The organism is Microbacterium sp. 16-032 (assembly GCF_041079455.1).
GTDB lineage: Bacteria > Actinomycetota > Actinomycetes > Actinomycetales > Microbacteriaceae > Microbacterium > Microbacterium testaceum_A.
Map to the genome: position 1 here is coordinate 81508 of NZ_JBFYGQ010000003.1, position 16550 is coordinate 98057.

Sequence of the window (16550 nt, forward strand, 5' to 3'; positions counted from 1 at the left end):
TTCGTTTCGCGTCGTCGCCGCTGAGCGTAGCCCCCGGCCTGAGGTGTGCTGCCCGGGTCGGTCAGAAGCCCAGGCGGCCGAGCTGCTTCGGGTCGCGCTGCCACTCCTTGGCCACGCGGACGTGGAGCGAGAGGTAGACGCGTCCGCCGACGAGCGGCTCGATGCCGGCGCGTGCGCGTGCACCCACGTCGGCCAGGCGCGAGCCCTTCTTGCCGATGATGATCGCCTTCTGGCTGTCGCGCTCGACGACGATGTTGGCCCACACGTCGGTGAGGTCGCTGTCTTCGCGCTTGGCGACGTCGTCGACGGTCACGGCGATCGAGTGCGGGAGCTCGTCGCGCACGCCGTGGAGGGCGGCCTCGCGGATGATCTCCGCGATGCGGTCGTCGAGGGCCTCGTCGGTGACCACATCGTCGTCGTACAGAGCGGGCCCGACCGGCATGAGGGCGAGCAACTCATCGCTCAGCACGTCGAGTTGGTCGTTCGTCACGGCCGAGAGCGGGATCACCGCGGCCCAGTCCTCGCGCAGGGCGTCGACCTCGATGAGGCGCTCGGTGATCTGATCCCGCGTCGCGGCGTCGGTCTTGGTCACCAGAGCGACCTTCTTGGCCCGCGGGTAGCCGGAGAGCGACTCGGCGATCCGGCGATCTCCGGGGCCGACCTTTTCGGTCGCGGGTGCGCAGAACGCGATCACGTCGACGTCGCCGAGCACCTGCTCGACGAGGTCGTTGAGCCGCTGGCCGAGCAGGGTACGGGGGCGGTGGATGCCGGGGGTGTCGACGACCACGAGCTGGCCGCCCGGGCGATTGACGATGCCGCGGATGGCGCGGCGGGTGGTCTGCGGCTTGTCGCTCGTGATGGCGACCTTCTCGCCCACGAGGGCGTTGGTCAGCGTGGACTTGCCGACGTTCGGCCGGCCCACGAAGGTCACGAAACCGGATCGGGTGTCGGTCATCTGTCGTTCCTCTCACGCGACGAGGCGTCGGCCTCGACGTCTTCATCGTCCATCGTCTCAGCCCGTTCGACGATCACCGTCGCGATGCCCCGGTTGCGGCCGCGAGAGGCCCCGCCGGTCATCACGAGGCCGGAGTGCTCGGCGGTGGCGCCGGGCTGCGGGATACGGCCGAGCGCCTTCCCCAGAAGCCCGCCGATCGAGTCGACGTCTTCGTCGTCGAGCTCGAGACCGAACAGGTCGCCGACCTCGTCGAGGCCCAGCCGCGCGTTGACGCGGTATCGGCCGTCGGGCAGCTCCACGATCTCGGTCGAGGGGGCGTCGTACTCGTCGGCGATCTCGCCCACAAGCTCCTCGATGAGGTCTTCAAGGGTCACGAGACCCGCGACGCCGCCGTACTCGTCGACGACGAGGCACACGTGCACGGCGTCTTTCTTCATCTGCTGCAGCAACGTCTCGGCCTTCATCGACTCGGGGACGAAGACGGCCGGCCGCGCGATGCGACGGATCGGAGCATCACGCCACCCGGCCTCGTCGCGGAAGCCGAACTGGACGAGGTCCTTCAGGTACAGCACGCCCACGACATCGTCGGCTTCGTCGTCGGCGAGGGGGATGCGCGAGACGCCCTTCTCGAGGAAAAGGGCCAGGGCCTCGCGCGAGGTGGCAGTCGCGTCCACGCTCACCATGTCGGTGCGGGGCACCATGACCTCCCGCACATAGCGGTCGGTGAAGTCGAAGACCGAGTGGATGAGTTCGCGGTCGTCCTCTTCGATGAGTTCGTTCTCGGCCGCTTCGTCGATGATGCTGAGCAACTGCTCTTCCGACGCGAACGACGTCGAGTGCGCGACTCCCGGCGTGACGCGGTTCCCCACGGCCACGAGCCCGTGTGCGAGAGGTCCGAGCAGGATTCGCATCCCCCGGATGACGGGCGCGCCGCCTCGGAGGAGTCCCCGAGCGTGCTGGCGTCCGACCGAGCGGGGGCTCGCCCCGACGGCGACGAACGAGATGCCCGTCATCAGCACCGCCGCGGCCAGAACGGCGAGCAGGATGTTGTCGAAGATCAGCATGAACGCGGCGGCGACGAGCACGGCAGCGGTCGTCTCGGCCAGAACGCGGATGAACGAGACGGCGGTGACGTGGGCATTCGTGTCGTCGCCGATGCGGCGCAGTGCCCGAGCGTTACGGCCGCCCGATCCGAGCTCGATCAGATCGACTCTCGAGGTCACGCCCAGGGCCGCCTCGAACGCCGCCATCAGCCCGCCGAAGGCGACGAGCAGGAACGCGGCGACGAGGAGGAGGGCCTCGGTCATGCGCGGCGCTGGCGCTCGACGGCCTGGAAGCCGGCGATGAGCTCGCGCTGCAGCCCGAACATCTCGCGCTCCTCATCGGGCTCGGCGTGGTCGAAGCCGAGGAGGTGCAGCAGGCCGTGCGTGGTCAGCAGGATCAGTTCGTCCTGCGTCGAGTGCTTCGCGGCGACCGCCTGGGTCTCGGCCACGGCCGGGCAGAGCACGATGTCGCCCAGCAGGCCCGCGGGGGTCGGCGCGTCTTCGGAGCCCGGACGCAGCTCGTCCATTGGGAAGCTCAGCACGTCGGTGGGGCCGGGCTCGTCCATCCACTGCACGTGCAGGGACTCCATGGCGCCCTCGTCGACGAGCACGATGGCCACGTCGGCGTCGGTGCTGACGTGCAGCTCCTGGAGGTTGAACTCCATCAGACGCAGCAGGACCTGCTCGTCGATCTGGTGGTCGGACTCGTTGTTGATCTCGATCGTCATGAGCGGTTTCGTCTCGGGAGGTGATCGCGGGGACCGGCGGCACCGGGGCCGCGTCGCTCCGCACGGGTGGCGAATTCTGAGGCCTCGTCGCGTTCGCGTCGAGCGGCCAGGCGCTTCTCGTCGTATTCGCTGTACGCGTCGACGATGCGGCCGACGAGGTTGTGTCGAACGACGTCGTCGCTGGTCAGGCGCGAGAAGTGGATGTCGTCGATGTCGTCGAGGACCCGCGTGACGAGGCGCAGGCCCGAGGCGCCCTGCGGAAGGTCGACCTGCGTGATGTCGCCAGTGACGACCATGCGCGTGCCGAAGCCCAGGCGCGTGAGGAACATCTTCATCTGCTCGGGCGTGGTGTTCTGCGCCTCGTCGAGCACGACGAACGAGTCGTTGAGCGTGCGCCCGCGCATGTAGGCCAGCGGGGCGACCTCGATCGTTCCCGTCGCCATGAGCTTGGGGACGATGTCGGGGTCCATCATCTCGTTGAGCGCGTCGTAGAGCGGCCGCAGGTACGGGTCGATCTTGTCGGTGAGCGTGCCGGGGAGGAACCCGAGCCGCTCCCCCGCCTCGACGGCGGGACGCGTGAGGATGATGCGGTTGACCTCTTTGCGCTGCAGCGCCTGCACGGCCTTCGCCATCGCGAGGTAGGTCTTGCCGGTACCGGCGGGGCCGATGCCGAACACGATCGTGTTCTCGTCGATCGCGTCGACGTACTCTTTTTGACCCGCGGTCTTGGGTCGGATGGTCTTTCCGCGCGACGACAGGATCGCCTCGCCCATGACCTCGGACGGACGGGGTCCGCCGTCGGAGCGCAGCATGCGATTCGAGCTGGTCACGTCGGCCGGGTCGAGGCCGTGACCCGAGCGGGTCATGCTGAGCAGCTCGTCGACGAGGCCGCGGGCCGCGCGCACCGCGTCGGGCGTGCCCGAGAGGGTGATCTCGTTGCCGCGCACGTGCACGTCGACGTCGGGGTGCTCCTTCTCGACCACGCGCAGCAGGCGATCCTGCGGGCCGAGCAGTTGCACCATGGCCACGCCGTCGACCTCGATGCGGTCGGAGACGGTTTCTTCGGGGGAATCAGCCACCCAGGCTCTTTTCGTTCAGGCCGCCCGCGAGGACGTGGGCGTGCACATGGAAGACGGTCTGACCGGCGCCCTCGCCGGTATTGAAGATCAGACGGAAGTCGCCGTCGGAGTGCTCGGCGGCGACGGAGTTCGCGAGGCCGATGACCTCGGTGAGCAGGTCGGGGTCGCCCGCGGCCAGCTCGACGACGTTGCGGTACTGCTGCGTCTTGGGGATCACCAGCAGGTGCACCGGCGCCTGGGGCGCGATGTCGCGGATCGCGAAGGCGTTCTCGGTCTCGGCGACGATCTCGGCGGGGATCTCGCCCTGCAGGATGCGCGTGAAGATCGACGGCTCGCTCATGGCATCCAGTCTAGTGAGGGCCTCCGACATCGAGGCGGGGCCGTTGCGCCGAGGCGCGGCCCGGATCACCAGCGCCCGTGCGCCGCCGACAGCACCGAGATGGCCGCGGCCCCCGCGGTGGAGGTGCGCAGGACCGTGTCGCCCAGGCGTACGAGTCGGGCGCCGGCATCGGCCAGGGCCGAGAGCTCCTCTGGCGCGATGCCGCCCTCGGGGCCGACCACGAGCACGACGTCGCGCCCGCGGGAGCCTTCCGTCGCGACGGACGTGAGACGGTCGGATGCCGAGGGCTCCAGCACCAGCACGAGCGAGGTCGCGGCGAGACGCACGAGGTCGGCCGTGCGGGCCACGCCCTCGACCTCGGGGATCCAGGCCCGGTGCGCCTGCTTGGCCGCTTCGCGGACGATCGTTCGCCAGCGGGCGAGGCCCTTGTCGGCCTTGGCATCCCAGCGCGAGACGCTGCGCGAGGCCTGCCAGGGCACGATCGCGTCGACGCCGAGCTCGGTCGCCGCCTGAACGGCGAGTTCGTCGCGGTCGCCCTTGGCCAGGGCCTGGACGAGCACGAAGCGCGGCGAGGGTCCGGGGATGACCTCGCGCCCCGTCACCCGTACCTCGACCTGCTTCGGCGACGCCGCGGTGACGACACCCGTGAGCCACGCTCCGCGACCGTCGCCCAGTGTCACCCCCTCGTCGACGCGCACGCGCCGCACGGCGGCGGCGTGGTGCGCCTCGGCGCCGGTCAGCACGACGGAGTCGCCCGCGTGCGCGTTCCCGGCGTCGTCGGTGACGAAGTGCAGCACCACGGTCAGTGCCGGAAGCGGTCGCGGAACTTGCTGAACATGCCCTGCTGGTGCTCGGCAAGCCGCGGCTTGGGGGCCTTCGTGCGCTTGGCGAACTCCTCGATGAGGGCGCGCTCCTTGTGGTCGAGACGCGTGGGGGTCACCACGTGCACGCCGACGCGCAGGTCGCCGCGCTGACTTCCGCGCAGCGGCGTGATCCCGCGGCCCTTGATGGTCAGGACGTCGCCCGATTGCACGCCCGGGCGCACCTCGAGGTCGACGCTGCCGTCGAGGGACTCGATCGACGTGTTCGTCCCGAGAATGGCATCCGGCATCGACACCTCGAGGGTCGCGACGAGGTCGTCGCCCTCGCGACTGAAGGCCTCATGCGCTTCGACCGTGATCTCGAGGTACAGGTCGCCGTTGGGGCCGCCGGCAGGACCGACCTCGCCCGACCCGGGCAGCTGCAGACGCAGGCCCGACTCGACACCGGCGGGGATGTCGACCGAGACCGTGCGGCGCGCACGAACGCGGCCCTGACCCTGGCACGTCCCGCACGGGTAGGGGATGGTGGTCCCGTGACCCTGGCAGACGCTGCAGGGGGCACTGGTGACGACGTTCCCGAGCAGGCTGCGGACCGTGCGCTGCACGTGGCCGGAGCCGTGGCAGATGTCGCACGTGACCTCGCTGGTCCCGGGCTGCGTGCACGCGCCCTGGCACGTCTCGCACAGCACGGCGGTGTCGACCTCGAGGTCGCGGTGGGTGCCGAACACGACGTCGCCGAGGTCGAGGGTCACACGGACCAGGGCGTCTTGGCCCCGCTCTCGACGCGACCGCGGACGCGGACCCCGTCCGCCGCCGCCCTGGCCGCCCCCACCGAAGAACGTCTCGAAGATGTCGCTGAACCCGCCGAAGCCGGCCGCTCCCCCGCCGCCGAAGGGGTTCTGGTCGCCGCCCATGTCGTACCGGCGGCGCTGCTCGGGGTCGCTCAGCACGTCGTAGGCGTGGGTGACCAGCTTGAAGCGCTCGGAGGCGTCTTCTCCGGGGTTCACGTCGGGGTGCAGCTGGCGTGCCAGTCGGCGGTACGCCTTCTTGATGTCTTCGGGGCTGGCATCGCGTTCGACGCCCAGGACCTCGTAGTGGTCAGCCACAATCGCCTTCCTGTCCGCTTGCGCGGGGTCGTTCTCGGGTGGGGTGCTCGCGGGATTCGACGTCAGCGAGACGCGTCGTCGTCTTCGAGCATCCGGGTCAGATAGTGCGCGACGGCACGGACCGCCGCGAGGTTGGAGGAGTAGTCCATGCGGGTGGGACCGAGCAGCCCGACGCGGGCCCCGCCGGTGGATCCGTCGTACCGGCTGGCGAGCACCGAGGCCTCGATGAGTCCGAACGGCTCGTTCTCACGACCGATGCTCGCTGACAGCCCCTTCTCATCGGCCACCATCTCACTCATGAGACGCAGGAGCGTCACCTGCTCTTCGATCGCCTCGAGCAGCGGGTAGATGCTCCCGCGGAAGTCGGACTCGCGCTTGGCGAGGGTCGCGGCGCCGGCCATGACGAGGCGATCCTGACGGAACTCCTCGAGCTCCTCCCCCACGATGCGCAGCACCGCGTCGGCGAGCACGTCCAGCGTGACACCCGGGCGCGGCCCGTCGGTCAGCACGGCTTGCACCTGCTGCGAACTGTCGGCGACGCTGCGCCCGACGAGCAGCGCGCCGACGCGAGCGCGCAGCTGCACGATGTCGGTCTCGCCGGGTTCTGCGGGCACGAGGGCGATGCGCTGCGAGACCCGGCCCGTGTCGGTCACCAGGATCACCAGCACGCGCGGGCCGCCGAGGGCGACCAGTTCGACGTGACTGACATTGGCGCGGGCGAACGACGGGTACTGCACGATCGCGACCTGTCCGGTCAGCTGCGTGAGCGCGCGGACGGTGCGGGCGAGCAGGTCGTCGAGGTCGCCCGCTTCGTCGAGGAACGACGTGATGGCGCTGCGCTGTGCTCCCGAGAGCGGGCGGAGCTCGGCGAGGTGATCGACGAAGACGCGGTATCCCTTGTCGGTGGGGACGCGCCCCGACGAGGTGTGCGGGGCGACGATGAGCTCTTCGTCCTCGAGCAGGGCCATGTCGTTGCGGATCGTCGCCGCCGACACCCCGAAGGCGTGTCGATCGACGATCGCCTTGCTGCCGACGGGTTCGCGCGTGTCGACGTAGTCCTGCACGATCGCACGGAGCACCTGAAGGCCACGTTCCGACACCATGAGCTGCTCCTCCCGTCTGGCACTCGCATCTGCGGAGTGCCAATTCTACGGGATCGCCTCGGCACGGTGCCGGGCGGCTCGCGGAGTCGCCCTGCGGCGCGTCGTTCAACGCCCGAGAGCCCCTCATCGAGGTCGGCACGCGACCACCGGAACGAACTCGTCCGCCGGCCGCGTCGCCGGTCAGACCGTGAGCGCCCGGACCACGGCATCCGCCAGGAGTCGTCCCCGCAGCGTCAGCACGATGCGCCCGTGAACGGCATCCCGGCCCTCGATCAGACCGTCGGCGATGAGGGATGCCACGGCCTTCCGCCCTTCGCCGAGGATCTCGGACACGGCCAGACCCTCGCGGATGCGGCTGCGCAGCAGCACCGACTCCAGCCGGCGCGCGGTCTCGTCGGGCCGCTCGCGCGCGGCCGCGGGCGATTCGACCGCGGCCAGGCGTTGGGCGTACGCGGCGGGGTGCTTCACGTTCCACCAGCGGAGCCCCGCGACGTGGCTGTGCGCGCCCGGCCCGAAGCCCCACCAGTCGGTCCCCCGCCAGTAGGCGAGGTTGTGACGCGAGCGGTGCGCGACGTCGCGCGACCAGTTCGACACCTCGTACCAGTCGTATCCGGCGGCGGCGAGCAGGTCGTCGGCCAGCTCGTACATGTCGGCTTGCAGGTCGTCGTCGGGCATCGCCACGACCCCGGAGCGGATTTGGCGCGCGAGCTTGGTGCCGTCTTCGACGATCAGCGCGTAGGCCGAGACGTGGTCGGGCTCGAGGGCCGTGGCCGCTTCGAGGGAGGCGCGCCAGTCGTCGAGCGATTCTCCCGGCGCGCCGTAGATGAGGTCGACCGAGACGTCGAGACCCGCGCGGCGGGCCGCGGCGACGGCCGTGGCGACGTTCGCGGGATCGTGGGTGCGGTCGAGGGCGGCGAGCACGTTCGGCCGGGCCGACTGCATGCCGATCGACAGGCGGGTGACGCCGGCGTCGGCGAGCGTGCGGGCGACCGTGCCGTCGACGGTGTCGGGGTTGGCCTCGACGGTGACCTCGGCCCCGTCGGCGATTCCGAACTCCGAGCGGACCGCGTCGAGCATGCGCGCCAGGTCGCCCGGCGGCAGCAGGGTGGGCGTTCCTCCGCCGAAGAAGACGGTGGATGCCGCGCGGCGGCCACCCGCGGCATCCATCACTCCACCCGCCAGACGCACCTCGGCGGCCAGCGTGTCGGCGAAGTCGTCTTGGCGGGCGCCGCGCAACTCGCTGGCGGTGTAGGTGTTGAAGTCGCAGTAGCCGCACCGCACCCGGCAGAACGGCACGTGCAGGTAGACACCGAAATCGGCGGTCGGGTCGATCTCGAGGTCGGCGGGCAGGTGTCCGTCGGCGGGGGCCGGGTCTCCGAGCGGGAGCGGACCACCCATCAGGACGAGTACAGCGGCGAGATCGCGCGCAGGTAGCGGGCGAATAGCGCCTTGCGCCGACGGCGCACGCGGCTCGAGAACAGGCGGTACGACGGGGCCGTCGGGCGGTCGAAGGCGCGCACGACGAACCACACCTCGTCGTTGTCGCGCCACTCCACCGCGAACAGCTCTTCACCGCTGACGATCGAATGTCCGACGGTGCCGAGGATGAAGCCCACGCGACGGGGCTCTTCGAAGACCGAGATCACGCGCAGCTCGGCGTCGGCGCGGTGGCCGTCGACCTTGCCGTGCAGGCGCACGCCGGTGCCGGGGCTCACGAACGGTGTTCCGTCGGCGGCGAAGCGCTGCTCGGCCTCCAGGCTGCTGGGCGCGACGGGAGCACCGTCGGCGTCGAAGCCGACGCCCGAGTAGCCCTCACCCGACGCCGGGCGCACGTCGCTGATGCTCAGTTCGCCGGTGCGCAGGGGCGCCCACGACAGCAGGAGCTCTCCGGCCGCGGCGAAACGCTCCTCGCCGCTGCCGATGCGCCAGGCGTCTTCTGCCGGCAGCGAGTTCTCGGGCGGGTACTGCATCAGATCGTGCGCCTGAGTGGCTCCGACAGCCGCGTAGTCGACCGTGTCATCGGTGAAGTTCTGCCTGCGCATGGTTCACCCCTCTCGGTGTGGTGCGTTACTTCTTGGTCTCGACGTCTCCCGACAGGGCGGCGATGAACGCCTCCTGCGGAACCTCGACGCGGCCCACCATCTTCATGCGCTTCTTGCCCTCTTTCTGCTTTTCGAGGAGCTTGCGCTTTCGGGTGATGTCACCGCCGTAGCACTTGGCGAGGACGTCCTTGCGGATGGCGCGGATCGTCTCGCGCGCGATGATGCGCGCACCGATCGCGGCCTGAATGGGAACCTCGAACTGCTGGCGCGGGATGAGCTTGCGCAGGCGCTCGGCCATGAGCGTGCCGTAGGCGTACGCCTTCTCGCGGTGCACGATCGAGCTGAACGCGTCGACCTTGTCGCCCTGCAGCAGGATGTCGACCTTGACCAGATCGGCGGTCTGCTGACCCGCGGGCTCGTAGTCGAGGCTCGCGTAGCCCTGCGTGCGGCTCTTGAGGTGGTCGAAGAAGTCGAACACGATCTCGCCGAGGGGCATGTGGTAGCGCAGCTCGACACGGTCTTCGCTGAGGTACTCCATGCCGAGCAGCGTGCCGCGGCGCGTCTGGCAGAGCTCCATGACCGTGCCGACGTAGTCCTTGGGCAGCAGGATGCCGACCTTGACGATCGGCTCCGACACCGAGGCGACGCGGCCGTCGGGGTACTCGCTCGGGTTGGTGACGGACACCGTCTCGCCGGTGTCGGTCGTGACCTCGTACGTCACGGACGGAGCGGTGGTGATGAGATCGAGACCGAACTCGCGCGAGAGGCGCTCGGTGATGATCTCGAGGTGCAGAAGGCCGAGGAAGCCGCAACGGAAGCCGAAGCCGAGGGCGACCGAGGTCTCGGGCTCGTACTGCAGCGAGGCGTCGGAGAGCTTGAGCTTGTCGAGAGCCTCGCGCAGCTCGGCGTAGTCGCTGCCGTCGATCGGGTAGATGCCCGAGAAGACCATGGGCTTCGGGTCGGTGTAGCCCGGCAGCGCGTCGGTCGCGGGCTTGCGGTGCGTGGTGATCGTGTCGCCGACCTTCGACTGGCGCACGTCTTTTACGCCGGTGATGAGGTAGCCGACCTCGCCCACGCCGAGACCCTTGGTGGGGACGGGCTCGGGGCTCGAGACGCCGATCTCGAGGGCCTCGTGCGTCGCGCCGGTCGACATCATCTGCAGGCGCTCGCGCGGCTGCAGGGCACCGTCGATCATGCGGACGTATGTGACCACGCCGCGGTAGGCGTCGTACACGGAGTCGAAGATCATCGCGCGGGCCGGAGCGTCGGCCCTGCCGACGGGGGCGGGGATCTTCTCGACGATCAGGTCGAGCAGCTCTTCGACGCCAATGCCGGTCTTGCCGCTGACGCGCAGCACGTCGGCGGGGTCGCCGCCGATGAGACCGGCGAGCTCGGCCGCGTACTTGTCGGGGTCGGCGGCGGGAAGGTCGATCTTGTTCAGCACCGGGATGATCGTCAGATCGTTCTCGAGCGCGAGGTAGAGGTTGGCGAGGGTCTGCGCCTCGATGCCCTGAGCCGCGTCGACGAGCAGGATCGCTCCCTCGCACGCCGCCAGCGATCGGCTGACCTCGTACGTGAAGTCGACGTGACCGGGCGTGTCGATCATGTTCAGGGCGAACGTGCCGTCACCGGTGCCCCACGGCATCCGCACCGCCTGCGACTTGATCGTGATACCGCGCTCGCGCTCGATGTCCATGCGGTCGAGGTACTGCGCCCGCATATCGCGGTCGCTGACGACGCCGGTGATCTGCAGCATGCGGTCGGCCAACGTTGACTTGCCGTGGTCGATGTGAGCGATGATGCAGAAGTTGCGGATCTGCTCCGGCGGAGTGGCAGACGGCTCGAGGGGCTTCAGGGCGCGCGGTGACATGTTCCGTCGATTCTACGGTGGTGCGCCGACATCGCCGTCCCCGGAGGCTCGGCACCACGGCATCCGGAGGCTTTTACAGTGGATGCCATGGCGGTCCAGGTCGTGCTCGTGCACGGCATCCGCACGTCCGCCACGATGTGGCGGGCGCAGGTCGCGCATCTGCGACAGCGAGGCACCCCGGTCACCGCGGTCGACCTGCCGGGGCACGGAACGCGCCGCGACGAGGCCTTCACGCTCGACGGGGCGTTCGTGACGATCGATGACGCGGTACAGGATGCCGCGACCCGCGGTCCCGTGCTGCTGGTGGGGCACTCCATGGGCGGGCTGTTGTCGATCGAGTACGTCGGCGCCGCGCCTCGTCCCCCGGTCGCCGGGTTCGTCGCGGCATCGTGCACGTCCCTGCCCCGCGGCATCGGGCTGGCGGCCTACCGCTTCTTCACGCGGCGTTTCGATAGCCTCCCCGATCGCGGTCTGGGACTCACGAACCGCGTGCTCGACCGCACCCTCCCTCCCGAGACGCGGCCCGACTTCGGCGCCGGCGGCTACGCCTTCGACGCGCAGGACACGGCCCTGTCGTCTCTCGCGGAGCTCGACATCGTGGCATCGCTTCGCCGGATCGATGTGCCCCTGTGGTTCGTGAACGGGCAGTGGGATCAGCTCCGCATGAACGAGCGGATGTTCCTCGCCGTCGCCCCGCACGCGGAGCTCATCGTGGTTCCGCGCACGACGCATCTCGTCACGGCGATGCGTCCGCGAGTTTTCAACGCGCTGCTGGAGGTGGCGCTCACCACGATCGAGGCATCGACCTGATAGACTCGGTCCTTGGCTTGCGTGTGGGGTTTTTCCCGACCTCCACGATCGCCGGTGCAGCGCCCCTCTACCGCTCGCCCGGCACATCCCATACTCACTCAAACGAAAGACCGTCGACGTGGCGAACATCAAGTCGCAGATCAAGCGCAACAAGACCAACGAGAAGGCGCGCGAGCGCAACAAGGCCGTCAAGAGCGAGCTCCGCACGCACGTGCGTCGCACCAAGGAGGCCGTCGTGGCCGGTGACAAGGAAGCGGCCCTCAAGGCGCTCGCCACCGCGACCAAGAAGCTCGACAAGGCCGTGAGCAAGGGTGTCATCCACCAGAACCAGGCCGCGAACCGCAAGTCGGCCATCGCGAAGTCGGTCGCCGCTCTCTGAGCCGCAGCTCTTCTCGACAGCCCGTCCCGCATCGCGGGGCGGGCTTCGTCGTTCTCGGAGTGGGGTGACCTCTGCGCACGGTCCGCGTGCGCAACCGGCGCGGCAAGCGAAGCCTCTTCGGTTGCCGCTCAGCCCCCGTAGGGCGCGCGGGTGGCGATGATGGTGATCATCCGCTCGAGGGCGAACACGGGGTCTCTCGACGCGCCCTTGACCTCGGCGTCGGCTCGAGCCGTGGCATGGATCGCCATGCCGAGCGTGTTGCCGGTCCAGCCGACGAGGTCGCGGCGGGCGCGGTCGACCTGCCAGTCCTTCATGCCCAGGCGCTGAGCGAGCATCGACGACGACTCGCGGGTGCCCGCCACGCGCGCCATGGTGCGGAGCTTCATGGCGACCGCGGCGACGAGAGGCACGGGATCGGCCCCGGATGCCAGCGCGTGTCGCAACGCGAGCAGGGCGGGGCCGTACTGCCCGGCGATGGCGGTGTCGGCCACGGTGAAGGCAGAGGTCTCGACGCGCCCCCCGTAGTAGCGCTCGACGATCCGCTCGTCGATGTCGCCGGGGACGTCGGAGATGAGCTGCTGGCATGCCGCGGCCAGCTCGGTGAGGTCGTCGGCGAAGGCCGAGACCAGCGACCTGAGGGCGACGGGGGCGATGCGCTTCTGCGCGGCCTTGAACTCGCCGACCGCGAAATCGAATCGGTCGGAGTCGCGTTTGACCGCGGGGCAGGCGATTTCGATGCCGCTGCCCTGACCCGCGCGGATGCCGTCGAGCAGCTTCTTGCCGCGAACGCTCGCTCCGGTGTGGCGCAGGACGACCGTCGCGCCGTCCTGCGGGTGGGCGAGGTACGACACCGCCTCGGTGAGGAAGGTGTCGCTGCATTTCTCGACGCCGCTGACGCGGACGAGTCGGGGCTCGCCGAACAACGATGGCGACGTGACGCTGAGCAAGGTGCCGGCGGCGTAGTCGTCGGCCCGGATGTCGGTGACCTCGAGGCTCGGGTCCTCGCTCTTGAGCATCGATCGGATGCCTGCGATCGCGCGCTCGGCGCAGACCTCTTCGGGGCCCGAGACCAGAACGATCGGCGCGGGCTGAGGGGAACGCCACGACACCTGCGGAATGGCCGACTTCGCCTTGGCGGGGGCGGAGCGTCGGGGAGCCGGAGTCACTCCTCCAGCCTACCGACCGGCTCCGACATCGCCGGTCGGGTCGCGAGCCCCTTCCCCCGTCCCCGCGCGCTCGCGCCACAGGGTGAGTCTCCCCTCTTCGTCGAGCCAGACCGCCAGCGCACCGTCCCGATCGGTGCGCGCCGCAGTGCTTCCCAGAGCCGCCAGGATGTCGAGGAGCGTCGCGGTCGGATGCCCGTAGTCGTTGTCGGCACCGACCCCGATGAGCCCGACCGCCGGGTGCAGCGCCCGGTACAACGCGGCATCCTGGTCGGCACTGCCGTGGTGGGAGACCTTCACCACCTGCACACGCGGGACATCGATCCGCCGTCGGAGGGCGGACTGCGCCTGCTCGCCGAGGTCGCCGAGTAGCACCGTGCGAGGAAAGCTCGCGCCGGCGACGTCGAGGGCGACGGAGGCGTCGTTTCCGGCCTCGGCGTTCGGGGCGGGACCGAGCGCCTGCCACCGCGTGCCGCCGAGTGTGCCCGTCATGCCGATCGTCGCCTTCTGCAGGTGCGCTCCCGCGTCCAAGAACCGGTCTAGGAGTCGTCGGTCGGCCGCCTCGTCGGGCGGCCCGTGCACCACGAGATCGACCCGCCCCATCACCGCCGCGGACCCGCCGACGTGGTCGAGGTCGAAGTGCGTCAGGACGACGAGGGCGAGATGGTCCACCCCGAACGTCTGTAGGCATCGGGTCAGTGCCTCGGGTTCGGGTCCCGTGTCGACCAGCGCCACGGCGTCTCCGGACCGCCAGAGCGTCGCGTCGCCCTGACCGACATCGCACATGGCCACCTGCCACGCCGCGGGCACGGTGAGGGGCCCCGCGACGGTGCGGACCGCCGTCTGCCCCAGGACAAGGCCGACGACCACGGCGACGGCGGCGGATGAGATCGCGGTGATCCGGGGCAACCGGCGCGGTCTGACGACGGCGATGCTGACCGCCGCGCCGACGCCGGCGAGCAACGCCGCCCCGACGAGACCGTCGGGCCACGGCAGGTTCTGGGCCGACACCGCCGTGGTCGTGTGCGCGACAGCCGCGATCCACGCGGCCGGCACCCAGGCGAGGGCCGTCAGACCGTCCCTCAGCCAGGGAAACGGGGCGATGCAGGCGAGGGCTCCCGCGATCGTGGCGGGCGCCGCAGCGGGGTCGGCGACGAGGTTGGCCGCGACACCGAGAAGGGGAACGTGCGGGTCGATGAGGACGATCAGCGGGCCGCAGACGAGCTGGGCCGACGTGGGCACCGCGAGGGCGAGGGCGAGGGCGCGCGGCATCCATCGCTCCAATCCGCCGGCCAGGGGGCGCGCGAGCACGAGGAGGGCCCCGGTCGCTGCGGCCGAGAGGGCGAAGCCGAGCGAGCGGGAGAGCCACGGGTCCACCATCAGCAGAATCGTCACCGCGAGGGACAGGACGGCCACGCCGATCGCCGGTCGCCCGAGTGCGAGCGCGAGCATCGCCACTGCCGCCATCGCGGCCGCGCGGATGACGCTCGGCTCGGGGGTCACCAGCGCGACGAACGCCGCCAGCACCAGCATCGCCCCCATCACCCTCCCGCCGCGGGACGCACCGCACAGCGCCAGCAGGGCGAACGCCGCACCCACGACGATCGCGCAGTTCGCCCCCGACACGGCCGTGAGATGCGACAGCGACGAGGCGTTCATCGCGGCCTCTGTGTCGGGGTCGAGGCTCGTCGTGTCACCCACGGCGAGCCCCGGCACCAGACCCGCTCCCGGCTGGGGCAGGCCGCGGGTCGAGGCGACGAGGCCGTCGCGCAGTCCCTCGAAGAACGCCCACACGCCCGCCGGGGTCGAAGCCGACTCGACGGAACTCGTCCGGACGACGAGGGCGGCGCGCTCCCCCGGGTCGGAGGGGACGGCTCGCCCCCTCAGCCGCACCTCGCTGCCCATGCTCGCCGCTTCCAGCGCCGACCGTCCCTCGGCATCGACGAGGATCCGCGCGGGGACCCTCCCCGTGACGGCGAGAGCGCCCGCGCGCACCCGCGTGGCGACGGCGTCGAACCACGCGCCGCCGTCAGGAGAGCCGTCGATGCGCCCGGTGACGGTGACCTCCAGCTCGAGGTGGCGCCCTCCGTCGGCCTCGAGGGCGGCGATCTGCGCCCGCGTCGATCCCGCCGTCGCCACGGTCCCCGCCGCCGCGGCCGAGCAGGCGAGCGCGACCGCGACGATCGCGAGCACCGCCGACCGCCGCCACGCGAGCGCGGTGGTCGCGCACGCAGCGAGGGCGAGGACCACCGCGAGCGGGGTGGGATCCGAAATCATCGTGCTCGCACCCGCGGTCGCCCAGGTCGCCGCGGCGACCGAGACCGCCCGAAGGGATCGGCGGCGCGCGCCGGGACGCCCCCTCACACGCGCACCAGGTCTCGGATGCCCGCGAGCATCTTCTCCCCGATCCCCGGCACCGAAAGCAGATCATCCACGCTCGTGAAACGACCGTTCGCTTCGCGCCACGCGAGGATGCGGTCGGCCATCGCCGGCCCGATGCGCGGGAGCTCGTCGAGCTGCTCGCGCGTCGCGGTGTTCAGGTCGAGCGCGCCACCCGTGCTGCCGCCGCCGCCCGAGGCGGGTGAAGCAGCCTCTGCCCCGACCACCGGGACGACGATCTGTTCACCGTCGGCCACGGGCCTGGCGAGGTTGACCCCGTCGCGTTGCGCGTCGTCGGCGAAGCCTCCCGCCCGGGCGATCGCGTCGGCGACCCTGTCACCGGCATCGAGCCGGTACAGCCCGGGCTCGCGCACCGCTCCCGCGACGTGGACGTACAGTCCCGCCTCTGCGGGCAGGGCGGCGGAAGACGTGGAGGGGGATGCCGTTTCGTCGACGATCTCGGCACCGGTGGCGCCCCGCAGCATGCCGATGCCGATCGTCACGGCGAAGGCGAGCAGCACCAGGACGATGACCGCGCCGATGCCGAGGCGCGCTCGCGGGGGAAGAGCGCTCGGGAGTGGATTCGCAGCGTCGCGCTCCTCCGGTTCCGTGCCACCCGCGTTCGACGGGGAACGGGACTGCTTCATCGACGCTCCCCGCATCACCGTGCGCTGCGACTCCTCGCGATGGGAGGAAGAGGACGGTTCGGTCACGCCACGACGCTAGGCACCG

16 protein-coding genes are annotated in these 16550 nt (G+C 70.5%); 2 read left to right on the plus strand and 14 right to left on the minus strand.

All coding sequences use genetic code 11. The features are described 5' to 3' along the window. Positions 1-61: 61 nt before the first annotated feature. The 11 genes from era to lepA all read right to left on the minus strand — a co-directional run bounded on the left by era (position 62) and on the right by lepA (position 11087). Complete coding sequence (gene era, locus AB6V31_RS06600; protein ID WP_056231267.1) at positions 62-955, minus strand: GTPase Era; 894 nt, start codon at positions 953-955, stop codon at positions 62-64. Next, a complete protein-coding gene (locus AB6V31_RS06605) occupies positions 952-2262 on the minus strand; it encodes a hemolysin family protein (RefSeq protein WP_074695012.1) in 1311 nt (436 codons plus the stop codon). The genes era and AB6V31_RS06605 overlap by 4 nt, the downstream gene beginning before the upstream one ends. Then, positions 2259-2726: an rRNA maturation RNase YbeY gene (gene ybeY / locus AB6V31_RS06610; protein WP_369364719.1), complete on the minus strand. Its 468-nt coding sequence runs from the start codon at positions 2724-2726 to the stop codon at positions 2259-2261. The genes AB6V31_RS06605 and ybeY overlap by 4 nt, the downstream gene beginning before the upstream one ends. Further along, entirely contained in the window at positions 2723-3748 is a 1026-nt protein-coding gene (locus AB6V31_RS06615; protein WP_235557024.1) for a PhoH family protein, read from the minus strand. Before AB6V31_RS06615 ends, ybeY begins: the two co-directional genes overlap by 4 nt. 49 nt (positions 3749-3797) lie before the next feature. Then, positions 3798-4145, minus strand: coding sequence for an HIT domain-containing protein (locus AB6V31_RS06620; protein ID WP_056232343.1), 348 nt, complete (start codon positions 4143-4145; stop codon positions 3798-3800). Positions 4146-4210: 65 nt separating this feature from the next. Next, positions 4211-4945: a 16S rRNA (uracil(1498)-N(3))-methyltransferase gene (locus AB6V31_RS06625; protein WP_056231246.1), complete on the minus strand. Its 735-nt coding sequence runs from the start codon at positions 4943-4945 to the stop codon at positions 4211-4213. A gap of 2 nt (positions 4946-4947) precedes the next feature. Then, entirely contained in the window at positions 4948-6072 is a 1125-nt protein-coding gene (dnaJ, locus tag AB6V31_RS06630; RefSeq protein WP_074695014.1) for a molecular chaperone DnaJ, read from the minus strand. Between the two features lie 62 nt (positions 6073-6134). Beyond that, entirely contained in the window at positions 6135-7175 is a 1041-nt protein-coding gene (gene hrcA, locus AB6V31_RS06635; protein WP_056231235.1) for a heat-inducible transcriptional repressor HrcA, read from the minus strand. A gap of 180 nt (positions 7176-7355) precedes the next feature. Beyond that, positions 7356-8573, minus strand: a complete 1218-nt coding sequence (gene hemW / locus AB6V31_RS06640; protein WP_369364722.1) for a radical SAM family heme chaperone HemW — start codon at positions 8571-8573, stop codon at positions 7356-7358. Beyond that, on the minus strand, positions 8573-9217 hold the full coding sequence (locus AB6V31_RS06645; RefSeq protein ID WP_074695016.1) for a DUF1990 family protein: 645 nt from the start codon (positions 9215-9217) through the stop codon (positions 8573-8575). Before AB6V31_RS06645 ends, hemW begins: the two co-directional genes overlap by 1 nt. A 25-nt stretch (positions 9218-9242) precedes the next feature. Continuing rightward, positions 9243-11087: a translation elongation factor 4 gene (lepA, locus tag AB6V31_RS06650; RefSeq protein ID WP_369364725.1), complete on the minus strand. Its 1845-nt coding sequence runs from the start codon at positions 11085-11087 to the stop codon at positions 9243-9245. Between the two features lie 87 nt (positions 11088-11174). Here lepA and AB6V31_RS06655 point away from each other — a divergent pair, with 87 nt between their 5' ends. Continuing rightward, positions 11175-11897 carry an alpha/beta fold hydrolase gene (locus AB6V31_RS06655; RefSeq protein WP_268104051.1) on the plus strand — a complete coding sequence of 241 codons (723 nt, stop codon included), beginning with the start codon at positions 11175-11177 and terminating at the stop codon, positions 11895-11897. Between the two features lie 118 nt (positions 11898-12015). After that, a complete protein-coding gene (rpsT, locus tag AB6V31_RS06660; protein WP_056231218.1) occupies positions 12016-12276 on the plus strand; it encodes a 30S ribosomal protein S20 in 261 nt (86 codons plus the stop codon). 128 nt (positions 12277-12404) lie between these two features. Here rpsT and holA read toward each other — a convergent pair whose 3' ends face one another. The 3 genes from holA to AB6V31_RS06675 all read right to left on the minus strand — a co-directional run bounded on the left by holA (position 12405) and on the right by AB6V31_RS06675 (position 16531). Further along, on the minus strand, positions 12405-13442 hold the full coding sequence (holA, locus tag AB6V31_RS06665) for a DNA polymerase III subunit delta (RefSeq protein ID WP_268104052.1): 1038 nt from the start codon (positions 13440-13442) through the stop codon (positions 12405-12407). A 9-nt stretch (positions 13443-13451) separates the two neighbouring features. Next, on the minus strand, positions 13452-15716 hold the full coding sequence (locus AB6V31_RS06670) for a ComEC/Rec2 family competence protein (protein WP_369364728.1): 2265 nt from the start codon (positions 15714-15716) through the stop codon (positions 13452-13454). A gap of 83 nt (positions 15717-15799) precedes the next feature. Further along, a complete protein-coding gene (locus AB6V31_RS06675; protein ID WP_326493365.1) occupies positions 15800-16531 on the minus strand; it encodes a ComEA family DNA-binding protein in 732 nt (243 codons plus the stop codon). Between the last annotated feature and the right edge of the window lie 19 nt (positions 16532-16550).

What these genes read in the sequence shown, in the direction of transcription:
- AB6V31_RS06615 (WP_235557024.1), bottom strand. Translation starts at nt 3,748, where the DNA reads ATGGTGCAACTGCTCGGCCCGCAGGATCGCCTGCTGCGCGTGGTCGAG.
- hrcA (WP_056231235.1), bottom strand. Translation starts at nt 7,175, where the DNA reads ATGGTGTCGGAACGTGGCCTTCAGGTGCTCCGTGCGATCGTGCAGGAC.
- AB6V31_RS06620 (WP_056232343.1), bottom strand. Translation starts at nt 4,145, where the DNA reads ATGAGCGAGCCGTCGATCTTCACGCGCATCCTGCAGGGCGAGATCCCC.
- hemW (WP_369364722.1), bottom strand. Translation starts at nt 8,573, where the DNA reads ATGGGTGGTCCGCTCCCGCTCGGAGACCCGGCCCCCGCCGACGGACAC.
- ybeY (WP_369364719.1), bottom strand. Translation starts at nt 2,726, where the DNA reads ATGACGATCGAGATCAACAACGAGTCCGACCACCAGATCGACGAGCAG.
- AB6V31_RS06655 (WP_268104051.1), top strand. Translation starts at nt 11,175, where the DNA reads ATGGCGGTCCAGGTCGTGCTCGTGCACGGCATCCGCACGTCCGCCACG.
- lepA (WP_369364725.1), bottom strand. Translation starts at nt 11,087, where the DNA reads ATGTCACCGCGCGCCCTGAAGCCCCTCGAGCCGTCTGCCACTCCGCCG.
- era (WP_056231267.1), bottom strand. Translation starts at nt 955, where the DNA reads ATGACCGACACCCGATCCGGTTTCGTGACCTTCGTGGGCCGGCCGAAC.
- AB6V31_RS06605 (WP_074695012.1), bottom strand. Translation starts at nt 2,262, where the DNA reads ATGACCGAGGCCCTCCTCCTCGTCGCCGCGTTCCTGCTCGTCGCCTTC.
- AB6V31_RS06670 (WP_369364728.1), bottom strand. Translation starts at nt 15,716, where the DNA reads ATGATTTCGGATCCCACCCCGCTCGCGGTGGTCCTCGCCCTCGCTGCG.
- AB6V31_RS06645 (WP_074695016.1), bottom strand. Translation starts at nt 9,217, where the DNA reads ATGCGCAGGCAGAACTTCACCGATGACACGGTCGACTACGCGGCTGTC.